At 68.3% G+C, this 11,294-nt stretch carries 10 protein-coding genes; 2 read left to right on the top strand and 8 right to left on the bottom strand.

The window, feature by feature from the left end; translation table 11 throughout:
- The coding region (gene glgP / locus QZX79_RS13955; RefSeq protein ID WP_294569055.1) for an alpha-glucan family phosphorylase at window positions 1-962 on the top strand (962 nt) is incomplete at its 5' end.
- 240 nt (window positions 963-1,202) lie between these two features.
- Here glgP and QZX79_RS13950 read toward each other — a convergent pair.
- From QZX79_RS13950 to QZX79_RS13925, 6 genes are all read right to left on the bottom strand, one after another.
- Complete coding sequence (locus QZX79_RS13950; RefSeq protein ID WP_294569053.1) at window positions 1,203-1,760, bottom strand: hypothetical protein; 558 nt, start codon at window positions 1,758-1,760, stop codon at window positions 1,203-1,205.
- A gap of 72 nt (window positions 1,761-1,832) precedes the next feature.
- Window positions 1,833-3,959 carry a glycogen debranching protein GlgX gene (glgX, locus tag QZX79_RS13945; RefSeq protein WP_294569051.1) on the bottom strand — a complete coding sequence of 709 codons (2,127 nt, stop codon included), beginning with the start codon at window positions 3,957-3,959 and terminating at the stop codon, window positions 1,833-1,835.
- A 22-nt stretch (window positions 3,960-3,981) separates the two neighbouring features.
- Window positions 3,982-4,962 carry a 23S rRNA (guanosine(2251)-2'-O)-methyltransferase RlmB gene (gene rlmB / locus QZX79_RS13940; RefSeq protein WP_294569049.1) on the bottom strand — a complete coding sequence of 327 codons (981 nt, stop codon included), beginning with the start codon at window positions 4,960-4,962 and terminating at the stop codon, window positions 3,982-3,984.
- Between the two features lie 86 nt (window positions 4,963-5,048).
- Entirely contained in the window at window positions 5,049-6,491 is a 1,443-nt protein-coding gene (gene cysS, locus QZX79_RS13935; protein WP_294569047.1) for a cysteine--tRNA ligase, read from the bottom strand.
- Between the two features lie 38 nt (window positions 6,492-6,529).
- A complete protein-coding gene (gene ispD / locus QZX79_RS13930; RefSeq protein ID WP_294569057.1) occupies window positions 6,530-7,756 on the bottom strand; it encodes a 2-C-methyl-D-erythritol 4-phosphate cytidylyltransferase in 1,227 nt (408 codons plus the stop codon).
- Window positions 7,757-7,905: 149 nt separating this feature from the next.
- Complete coding sequence (locus QZX79_RS13925; protein ID WP_028280415.1) at window positions 7,906-8,388, bottom strand: CarD family transcriptional regulator; 483 nt, start codon at window positions 8,386-8,388, stop codon at window positions 7,906-7,908.
- Window positions 8,389-8,643: 255 nt separating this feature from the next.
- Between QZX79_RS13925 and QZX79_RS13920 the strand changes: the two genes are divergently transcribed.
- The gene (locus QZX79_RS13920) at window positions 8,644-9,174 is read left to right on the top strand and encodes a hypothetical protein (RefSeq protein WP_294569038.1); all 531 of its coding nucleotides are present in this window, start codon (window positions 8,644-8,646) and stop codon (window positions 9,172-9,174) included.
- A 148-nt stretch (window positions 9,175-9,322) separates the two neighbouring features.
- Here QZX79_RS13920 and QZX79_RS13915 read toward each other — a convergent pair whose 3' ends face one another.
- The gene (locus tag QZX79_RS13915) at window positions 9,323-10,003 is read right to left on the bottom strand and encodes a response regulator transcription factor (protein ID WP_120165620.1); all 681 of its coding nucleotides are present in this window, start codon (window positions 10,001-10,003) and stop codon (window positions 9,323-9,325) included.
- A complete protein-coding gene (locus QZX79_RS13910) occupies window positions 10,000-11,244 on the bottom strand; it encodes a cell wall metabolism sensor histidine kinase WalK (RefSeq protein ID WP_294569035.1) in 1,245 nt (414 codons plus the stop codon). Before QZX79_RS13910 ends, QZX79_RS13915 begins: the two co-directional genes overlap by 4 nt.
- Window positions 11,245-11,294: the final 50 nt, after the last annotated feature.

The following is an 11,294-nucleotide window of genomic DNA, read 5'->3' as shown; positions in this document are numbered from 1 at the left end:
ACGGCGGCAAGGCGCTGATCCAGGAGATCGTGCGCTTCGCCGACGACCCGGCCGTGCGGCACCGGATCGTGTTCCTGCCCGACTACGACATGTCGATGGCCCGCTACCTGTACTGGGGTTGCGACGTCTGGCTGAACAACCCGCTGCGCCCGCTGGAGGCCTGCGGCACCTCGGGCATGAAGGCGGCGATCAACGGTGGACTCAACCTCTCGGTGCTCGACGGCTGGTGGGATGAGATGTACGACGGCGACAACGGGTGGTCAATCCCGACGGCCAACAACGGGGCCTCGGCGGACGAGCGCGACGACATCGAGGCGGCGGCGCTCTACGACCTGCTCGAGAACCAGGTCGCTCCGCGGTTCTACGGTTCGGTGACCGCTGCCGCAGCCGGATCGGCCGGCCCGTCGGAGCCGTCACACGACGGCATTCCGCACCAGTGGATCGCCATGATCAAGCACACCATGGCGACCCTCGGCCCGGCCGTCTCTGCCGAGCGAATGATCCAGGACTACGTGCGCCACCTGTACCAGCCGGCCTGGCGGGCCGGCCGGGACGCCACCGACGACCGGTACGCCCTGGCGCGGCGCACGGCCGCGTGGCGCACCCGCATCCAGGGCGGCTGGCCCGCCGTGCAGGTGGAGCACGTCGACTCCCTCGGCGTGAGCGAGGATCCGCAGATCGGTGACGCGCTCACGGTCAACGCCTACGTCGCCCTGGGCAACCTCGATCCCGCCGATGTCGCGGTGGAGGTTGCGTACGGCCGGGCCGCCGGCGACGACGAGCTGAGCGACGTGACCCTCGCCGAACTGCGGGTCGCCGAGAACCTGGGCAGCGGTCGGTACCTCTTCACCGGGGACACCCGGATCGAACACTCGGGTTCGTTCGGCTACACGGTCCGGGTGCTGCCGCGCCACGCGACCCTGGCCTCCAGCGCCGAACTGGGACTGGTCGTCAACGCGTGACCTCCGGTGGGCAGCGCCGCCTGGCGATGCTGCCCACTGCTCCGCCAGTGGCGGTCCTGCCCACCGACCGCCACCCATCAGTGGGCAGATCCACAAATAAGCGCCGCCCGCAACGGTCCTGCCCACCGACCACGGCCGGCCAGTGGGCATATCCGGTTATGCCCACTAGCCGGTTGGGTTCAGTGGGCAGAAGGGGATTGCGGGTCCGTTCAGTGGGCAGGAGTGGTTGAACTCGTCCGTTCAGACGGCCGAGGCGGTCCCTCCCGCAGGGAGGGACCGCCGCAGCACTGTTACTGTCTTCCGGAGGTCGCGGGCCGGCCCCGCAAGTTCGACCACTCCTCCGGGCATCGACAGCTCCACTACGCGCCAGGTCGGGCCCATTCGGAAAAACCCCTCGGCCACGGTGATGTCCCGCTCAGGGCCGATCGCGTGCACCGTGAAACTCATCAGTTCGCCGTCGTCGCTCCCGTTCAGCCGTCCCTGGGGCTGAAAATCCAGCCGTCCGGGCGACGGCGTCGCAAGTCCGGGCTTCCACCGGCTCGGTGCGCCCGCCGGTCCGCCCTTGCCCGACCGAAGAAAGCCAACAACCTGCCCCCGCACCGCCCTTAGCCGCGTGTCGCCCCTGCGGACGCAACCCTGCAGGAGTGATCCGGCAGTCATTCCTGCAATGGCTCCCAAGAACGGCAATACCGAGGTGACCCTCCCATCCTGCAGCGCGATGAAGGGCACAGGGATGACGGCGGCAACCAGTAGTGCCACCTTGAGGATTAACACGACGAGTCCGTTGCGGCTGGGCATAAGGCACCCTAAACCGACATCCCGTCCACTGGCGAGGCTCGGTCAGAGTCCAGGTCCGGCAGATGAATCCGTTCAGGAGGCCGGACGGCCCGCATACCTCTGGCACAGATAAACAGCGACCGAGTTGGCTGTAAGGGAATCGGACTCCCCCAGGGAAAACCGCGCACCTGAGCGCCGCAGCGCCGGGTCGGCCGAATCGAAGGCGAGTTCCATCGTCGTAGCCCTCGCTTCCGCCAGGCCCTGCCCCTGCAGGATCCACGCGGCTGGAAGGTGGATCTTGCGGTCCACGAGCGATCCGTTGACCGCGATGAGGGCCCCCGCCTGCCCGTCCGGATCGGCCAGCATCAGCTGGACCACCCGGGTGGACGGGTCGTCCCAGTCGCCAGGAGTCATTGGGAGGCCCGAGGCGTTGAACCACAGCAGCGCCGAATCGGTGACCCGGCCGGGAAAGGCCGGGGATTGACCGGCGAGGAAACGCCGGCGGATCCGAAGCAGCGCCCGCGTGGCGGTGAGCATCCGTTCGGCCGCGGCGTCCTGCTGCCAGGAGATCCAGGCGAGCTCGTTGTCCTGGCAGTAGGCGTTGTTGTTTCCCCGCTGGGTCCGTCCGAGCTCATCGCCGGCAGTGATCATGGGAACTCCGACCGACATCAGCAGCGTGGCCATCAGGTTCCGCGCCGTCTGCTCCCGTGCGGCGATGATCGCGTCGTTTTCGGTGCGGCCCTCTGCACCGTGGTTGTAGCTGCGGTTGTCGTTGGAGCCGTCGCGGTTTTCCTCCCCGTTGGCCTCGTTGTGCTTCCGGTCGTAAGCGGTGAGGTCTGCAAGGGTGAACCCGTCATGGGCGGTGACGAAGTTGATCGAGGCAAGCGGGGTCCGGCTCGAGTGGCGGAACAGGTTCTGTGACCCGGCCAGGGAGTCGGCGAGGCGTGCCGGTGAGCCGGCGTGCCCTCCGCCCCGCAGCGAGGCCTGGTCGCGCAGCCAGAAGTCGCGGGCGGTGTCACGGAAACGGTCGTTCCAGTCGGCCCAGCCCTGCGGGAAGTTTCCGGTCTGCCAGCCGCCCATGCCGACATCCCAGGGTTCGGCGATAAGCTTCGTTCCCCGCAGTGCACTCGATGCGCCCACGGCGACCAGGAACGGGTGCCGCGGAGTGAAGGTGTTGGACTCGTCCCGCCCCAGGGTGACGGCGAGGTCGAACCGGAAGCCATCGATCTGGAACTCCTCGACCCAGTACCGCAGGGAGTCGAGCGCGAACTCGATCACCTTCGGCTGCGAGAAGTCGAGCGTGTTGCCCACTCCGGTGGTGTCGAGGTACCGGCCCGCGCCGTCGTGCCGGTAATAATCGGTGTCGCCGAGGCCTCGCCAGCAGAGGGTCTTATGGTCCTTGCCGCCCTCGGCGGTGTGGTTGTACACAACGTCGAGGATGACTTCGAGGCCGGCCTCGTGCAGCGCCTTCACCATCGACTTGACCTCCGCCAGGACTGCCGCTGGGCCCGCAGCGCGTGCCGCCGCGGTCGCGTACGCCGAGTGCGGGGCGAAGAATCCGAGGGTGTTGTAGCCCCAGTAGTTGGAGAGGCCGAGTGGCCCTAGGTGCGGTTCGTCGATCGAAAAGTGGACCGGAAGCAGCTCGACGGCGGTCACGCCCAGTTCAAGCAGGTACTCGATCATCACGGGGTGGGCCAGGCCCGCATAGGTGCCGCGCAGCTCCTCGGGGATCCCGGGGTGCAGCTTGGTCAGTCCCTTGACGTGCGCTTCGTAGATGACGGTTTCGCGCCACGGGGTGCGCGGCCGGGAGGACCCGTCCCAGTCGAAGGGCTCGTCGACGAAGACCGAGAAGTACACCGGATCCTCCCCGGTGCCCCCGGCCTCCTCCACTTCGATGCCCCGCGTGTACGGGTCGAGCAGCAGCTGTCCGGGTCCCGGTCCCGGGCCCGGGGGCAGCGGCTCGCCCGTCGGCCAGAACCCGTAGCGGGCACCCGCCGGGATCGGGCCCACCACCCCGTGGTGGACCCCGCCGTCGAGCCCGGGCAGCGTTTCGAAGGCCCACCGGCCGTCCTCCCGCTGAAAGTGCACGTCGATCGAGGGGATCGACGGCGCCCAGACCGCGGCATTGACGTGGAGGCCATCGGAGAAACGGCCCTTGAGCCGGTGCATTCCCTGCGGGAATTCACTGGAGGCGACGGCGGCCTGCTGCGGCATGCTCATGACGGGATCCGGCTCGGCGCGATCAGGCGGAGCGCTGGCGGGAGATTTCGTAAAGGCTGATTCCCACCGCCATTGACGCGTTGAGCGACTCCATGGCGGAATCGATGGGGATCGAGACGATCTGGTCGCAGTTCTCGCGCACCAGCCGGGACAGCCCCTTGCCCTCCGACCCCACCACCAGGCACACCGGGTCCTTTCCGAGGGTCAGTTCCGGCAGCGAGATGTCGCCGTCGCCGTCGAGACCGAGCACGAAGATGCCCTTGTCCTTGAACGACTTCAGGGCCGCGTTGAGGTTGCCTACCCGGGCCACGGGCACGCGGACGGCGGCTCCCGCACTGGTCTTCCACGCCGAGGCGGTCACGCCGACCGAACGCCGCTCCGGCACGATGACGCCGTGGGCGCTGAAGGCCGAGGCGGACCGGATGATGGCGCCGAGGTTGCGCGGATCGGTGATCCCGTCGAGCGCGATGAACAGGGGCGCGTTGGCGATGTGGCCGCGCTTGAACTTGTCGACCGTCTCGTCGACGAGGTCGAGCGCATCGGCGTATTCGTAGGGCGGGATCTGCAGCATCAGTCCCTGGTGCACCGCACCTTCGGTCATCCGGTCGAGTTCGGGCTTGCCGGTCTCCATCACCGGGACGCCGCGTTCGGTGGCGAGCTTGAGCGCCTCCCGGACCCGGTCGTCCATCTCGACGCGGATGGCAACGTGCAGCGCCTTGGCGGGGATGCCGGCGCGGAGCGCCTCGACCACCGAGTTGCGGCCCGTCACGATTTCTTCGGTGGCCTTGCCCTTCCGGCCCGAGGCCTGGTTCCTGCCGCCGCCGCGCTTGGCTGCGGAGCGTTCGGCCAGCTCCTTGTTCTTGTACGCCTTGTGGTACGGGCGGTCCTCCGCCTTTGGGGTGGGGCCCTTGCCTTCAAGGGCCTTGCGGCCGTGGCCCCCCGTGCCGATGGTGGGGCCCTTTTTCAACTTGCGCACCGCGCCTGGACGTCCGTGACTGGCCATGGGGAAACACCTTTATATAGAGGAAAAGTCTCTCCCAGTTTACGCGGACGGCGCCCGCCGGCATTCCCGGACTAAATCAGGTGCGTTCAGCGCCTGGTGATGCTCCACTCGGCGCCGTCGGCGGAGTCCTCGACGGCGATGCCGGCGCCGGCCAGGGCGTCCCGGATGGCGTCGGCGCGGGCCCAGTCCTTGGCGGCGCGGGCGGCCTCCCGCTCGCGCAGCTGGGACCGGATCAGGGCGTCGAGCGCCGCGGTCTGTTCCGTGTCGGCTGTTCCGGTGTCGGTGGCATCGTCGAGGCCGAGGACGCGGACCATCGCGGCGACCCCTGCCTGCGCGGTGCGCGCCCCATCGGCGTCGCCCGCCGCCAGGGCCGTATTACCGGCCCTCACGGTTTCGTGAAGGACGGCGAGGGCCTGCGGGATGTTCAGGTCGTCATCCATCGCCTCTCCGAAGGCCTCCGGCAGGTCCGTCGGCGCACCGGCGGCCGGCCCGAAACGGGCGAGGGCCTTGGCCAGGAATCCGTCGATGCGCTCGACGGCGGCCGCGGCCTCCTCGAGCGAGGACGGGCGGTAGTCGAGCACCGACCGGTAGTGGGCCTGCCCGAGGTAGTAGCGCACCACGCGCGGCTTGGCGCGGGCGATCATTTCCTCGGGGCTGACCGTGTTGCCGATCGACTTGGACATCTTTTCGCCCTCGAAGGTGACGAGGCCGTTGTGCATCCAGTACTGCGCGTACCCGCGCTTGGCGGCGCGCGCCTGGGCCAGCTCATTCTCGTGGTGCGGGAAGCGCAGGTCGAGCCCACCGCCGTGGATGTCGAACTGCTCGCCGAGGTATTTGTGGGTCATTGCGCAGCACTCGGTGTGCCAGCCGGGCCGTCCGGCACCCCAGGGGCTGGGCCATGACGATGAGGCAGGGTCGGTGTCCTTGTGGCCCTTCCACAGGGCGAAGTCGCGCGGGTCGCGCTTGCCGCGCGGGTCGGCGTCGGTGGCGGCCTGCATGTCGTCGATGTTCTGGTGGGTGAGGGCGCCGTACTCGGGCCAGGAGCGGACGTCGAAGTACACATCCCCCGATCCGTCGGGGGCGGGATAGGCGTAGCCGGTGTCGATGAGTTCCTGGATCAGGGCCTGCATCTCCGGGATGTGGCCGGTGGCCCGCGGTTCGTAGGTGGGCCGGCGCACCCCGAGGGTGTCGTAGGCCCGGTTGAACTCGAGCTCATAGCGGTAGGCCAGTGCCCACCACTCCTCGTTCCGGATACCGCCCGGCGCCGGTTCCTCATCGTTAAAGGAGGCCTTCGACTTCTCAAGGATCTTGTCGTCGATGTCGGTGACGTTCCGGACGGAGGTCACCCGGAACCCGCGCGCCTCGAGCCAGCGGGTCAGCTGGTCGAACACGATGGCCGAGCGGACGTGGCCCACGTGTGGCATGCCCTGGACGGTGGCACCGCAGTAGTAGAGGCTGACGGCTCCCGGGGTCAGGGGGACAAAGTCCCGTACCTCGGCGGTGGCGGTGTCATACAGTCTCAGGCTCACTGCACCAGATTAGCCGAACCGCCGTCGAGAGCCGGTTGTTATGCGGCGGAGATGACGACGGCGGTGGCCAGCGCGGCGATGCCCTCGCCACGCCCGGTCAGGCCAAGGCCGTCGGTGGTCGTCGCCGAGACGCTCACCGGCGCGCCGGCGGCCTTCGAGAGGACCGCTTCGGCCTCACTGCGGCGCGCGGCGAACCGGGGACGGTTTCCGATCAGCTGCACGGCGATATTGCCGATGCGGAAGCCCGCCCCGCGGATGATCGCGGCCGCCTCCGAGAGGATGGCCACCCCGGAGGCCCCGGCGAGTTCGGGGCGGTCGGTGCCGAAGTGAGTGCCGAGGTCGCCCAGGCCCGCGGCGGAGAAGAGGGCATCGGCGGCGGCGTGGGCGACGACGTCGCCATCGGAGTGTCCCGCCAGCCCGCGCTCGCCCTCCCAGAGAAGGCCCGCGAGCCACAGCGGGGCCGGCGCATCCTCAGGGGCATAGGCGTGGATGTCGGAGCCGATACCGGTCCGGGGCAGGGGCAGGGGCGCCGCCGGGGGCAGTGCGCTTTCGGTCATGGGAGCCTCCTCGGGGTCGGCGGTGGGTGCCGGAGACGTGCCGGCGGCCTGGACGAGCGTTTCCGCGAGCATCAGGTCCAGCGGGGTGGTCACCTTGAAGGCGGCCGGGTCGCCCTCCACTGTGAGGACGGGGGCTCCCGTGGCCTCGATGAGCATCGCGTCGTCGGTGATCAGCGGGTCCTCCGCGCGGGCGTCCGCATGCGCCTCCCGCAGCAGGCGCGCGGTGAAGCCCTGGGGGGTCTGGACGGCGCGCAGGCCGTTCCGGTCGGGGGTGCCTTCAACCCGGCCGCTGCGCACGGCCTTGACGGTGTCGGCCACCGGGACCACCGGGATCACCGCGTCCGCGCCCGCCGCGAGGCGGGACACCACGCGTTCAAATACCCCCGGCGGCGTCAGGGCGCGTGCCGCGTCGTGGACGAGGATGACCGGAGCGTCGATTGAAAGTGCGCCGATGCCTGCCCGCACCGAGCCGGCCCGGCTGGTTCCGCCGGCGACGACCCGAACCGGGACGGCGCCCGACAGGCCTTCCGCCACCGACCGCAGGACGTCGTCACCGGCGGGGATGACGACGGCGATTTCCGCAGCGACACCGGAGGCGAGCACCGAGCGCAGGGACCGCTCAAGGAGGGTGAGGCCTCCGCAGAGGACGCGGGCCTTGGGGATTCCGTGTCCCAACCGCTGCCCGGAACCGGCGGCGACGATCACCACGCCCGCCGTTCCGGTGGGAGGTGTGCTGGGGAAGGGCGCTTCCGGGGAGGGTGTGGGACGGGAGGACACGAAATCACCCTACGGCAGCCGAACGCAAAAGAAGGACCCCCCTCAGGGAGCCCTTCTCTTCGTGCTTGTTGACCTGCCGCCTAGGAGGCGAGGACCTCGTCGAGAACGCTTGCGGCCTTCTCTTCGTCGGTCTTCTCCGCCAGTGCGAGTTCGGAGATCAGGATCTGCCGCGCCTTGGCGAGCATCCTCTTCTCCCCGGCCGACAGCCCGCGGTCGTGATCCCGGCGCCAGAGGTCGCGGACGACCTCGGCCACCTTGATGACATCGCCGGATGCAAGCTTCTCCAGGTTCGCCTTGTATCGGCGCGACCAGTTGGTCGGCTCCTCGGTGAACTCGGCCCGCAGTACGTCAAAGACGTGCTCCAGGCCTTCCTTGCCCACCACATCACGAACCCCGACAAGGTCGACGTTTTCTGCTGGTACTTCGATCGTTAGATCACCCTGTGCCACCTTGAGCTTGAGATACATCTTCTCTTCGCCCTTGATGACGCGCATCTTGATCTCTTCGATCTTCGCTGCGCCGTGGTGAGGGTAAACAACTGTTTCGCCAACCTCAAAAACCATGTGGACTTTCCCCTTTCCCGCAAGTCAGTTTATCACGGCGGCGACACGCCGACGGCGCGTTTTCGCAGGTCAGCGGGCTCCAACGGACCGGTTTAGCTATGATTCGCCTCTTGACGCGGCGGGGAATCGGTGATCGGGCCTTGTCATGCGCCGCGAAACGGACTCCGCCAAACGGGCGCTTTGGCGATAGTGTGTTTCCTAGTTTCACCACCCATCCCCCGGCGCCGTGCCGGAAGACCCCCAGGAGTTTGAGCTGTGAGAATTGCACCGAACCGCCGAGTGCAGCAGGCCGCCGTCGCCGGCGTCGTGCTGTCCATGCTGGGGATCACCGGCTGCAGCGTGATCAATGAGCAGTCGACCACGCGTCAGTACGCGGCGTCCGACGGCATCGTCGAGAACCTCGGCCCGGTGGAACTGCGGAACATCCTGATCGTCTCCACCGACGAGGGCGAGCCCGGGACCCTGCTTGGCACCGTGTTCAACAACAGCGACGAGCCGGTCCAGCTCACCATCGAGGGTGAGAACGAGACTTCCGAGATCACCATCGACGGCGGCGACAAGTACGTCTTCGAGGATGAGGTCGACGACGACGGCACCCTTGAGGGCATCAGCGAGATCCCCGGGTCCCTCGTCGACATTGACTTCACCGTCGAGTCCGAAACTGAAACCTATGGCGTTCCGGTGGTCGATGGAACCCTGGCGGAATACCGCGAGTTCGTTCCGGGCGGATACACCCCGGAGCCCAGCGAGCCCGCCGCGACCGAAGAGGCCCACGGGGGCGAGTAGCTCCCGACCGCCGTGCACCCTGAGCCGGGGCCCGATCCGGGTCCCGGCTCAGCACGTTAACGACGGAGGACTCCAACCGCTCAGGACGCCGACCCCGGCTTAGCTCCAACCGGGATCAGCTCCAGGCACGGTCAGCGCCGGGGCCCGCTCAGGGCTCGAACTTGTACCCGAGGCCGCGCACGGTGATCAGGTGGCGTGGCGTCGAGGAGTCGGGCTCGATCTTTCCCCGCAGCCGCTTGATGTGGACATCGAGGGTCTTGGTGTCACCGACATAGTCGGCGCCCCACACCCGGTCGATCAGTTGGCCGCGGGTGAGCACCCGGCCGGAGTTGCGCAGGAGCATCTCCAGCAGTTCGAACTCCTTGAGCGGGAGCGCAACCTGGGTGCCCTCGACGCTCACGACGTGCCGTTCGACGTCCATGCGGACCGGACCGGCCGAGACCGTGCCGGAGACGAGCTCCTCGGGCTCCCCCTGCCGACGCAGGACCGCCCGGACCCGGGCGACGAGCTCCCGGGACGAGTAGGGCTTGGTGACGTAGTCATCGGCGCCGAGCTCGAGCCCCACCACCTTGTCGATCTCCGAGTCCTTCGCGGTCAGCATGATCACGGGCACGCTTGAGCGCTGCCGGAGCTGGCGGCACACCTCGGTCCCGGAAAGCCCCGGCAGCTGGAGGTCCAACAGCACGAGGTCCGCTCCCGCCCGGTCGAATTCGGTGACCGCGTCGAGCCCGTTGTCGACGACGGCGACCTCGAAGCCCTCCTTCCCCAGCAGGTACGACAGCGGGTCGCTGAAAGACTCTTCGTCCTCGACAATCAAAATCCGGGTCAAGCGCTTACTCCCTGCTCCTGGGCGTTGGTTCCGCCCTTTTTCTCTGGCTTTGAATCCGGCTGCGGCGTCAGCTGGGCGGCTGGCTGGGCTTCGATGCCCTGCGCGTCGTCGGCCGATTCCATCTCGGGAAGCCGGACGGTGAAGGTGCTGCCCTGCCCGGCCATCGACCAGACGGTCACCTCGCCGCCGTGGTTGGACACCACATGCTTGACGATGCTCAGTCCCAGGCCCGTGCCGCCGGTCGACCGCGAACGGGCCGCGTCGATGCGGTAGAAGCGTTCGAAGATGCGCTCCTGTTCCTCGGCCGTGATCCCGGTGCCCTGGTCGGTGACCGAGACTTCGGCCAGCCCGTCCCGGGAGCGCAGGCCGATGCCGACCCGGGTCCCCTCCGGCGAGTAGCGGATGGCGTTGTCGATCAGGTTCCGGAAGGCCGTCATCAGCTGGTCGGGGTCACCGAAGACCGGCTCGTCGACGGTGCCGCGGACGACGATCTCGATGGAGTTGCTCTCCGCCGGGAGCCGGTTCCGGTCGACGGCCTCCTGGATGACGGTGTTGAGGTTCACCGGCTTGCCCTTGCGCACGATGTCGGCGCCCTGCAGCCGGGAAAGCTCGATGATGTCCTGGACCAGGGCGGAGAGCCGCCCCGACTCCTTATGCATCCGCTGGGCGAACCGGCGGACCGCCACCTCGTCCTCGGCGGCGTCGTCAAGGGCCTCGGCCAGCAGGGAAATGGCGCCCACCGGGGTCTTCAGTTCATGCGAGACGTTGGCGACGAAGTCATTGCGGATCTCCTCGGTGCGCGTGATCTCTGTCCGGTCATCGGCCAGGATCAGGATGTACTCGGCGCCCAGGGAGGCCACGCGCACCTGCAGGATGATCGTGCCCTTGCCCAGCGGGCCGCGAGGCAGTTCGAGCTGCTCCTGCTCGATCACGCCGTCGCGGCGGACGCGCGCCGTCAGGTTCAGCAGTTCGTCGTGCACCACCGTGTGTCCCCGGACCAACCCGAAGGCGTAGGCCGCGGGGCTGGCGCGGACGACGCCGTCGATCGCGTCGACGATCACGTAGGCGCGTCCGATGATGGAGAGCACCTCCGCCGCACCCTCGGGAAGGGTCGGCTCGTCATCGAAGAGGAGCTGGCTGTGCTTGGCCTCGCTGGCCCGGTAGGCCAGCATCCCGAACACGCCAAGGGCCAAGCCGACGAGCCCGGTGACCAGGCTGAGCAGTACGGGGTCCACGGTCATAGCTTATGCGCTGGAATCCCGGCCGGACCCGCATCCGGTGGCAATAGGCG

The sequence above is a fragment of the uncultured Arthrobacter sp. genome (assembly GCF_902805515.1).
GTDB lineage: Bacteria > Actinomycetota > Actinomycetes > Actinomycetales > Micrococcaceae > Arthrobacter_D.
Note: the sequence above shows the minus strand (reverse complement) of the source record. Positions and strands in the feature narration are given on the sequence as shown.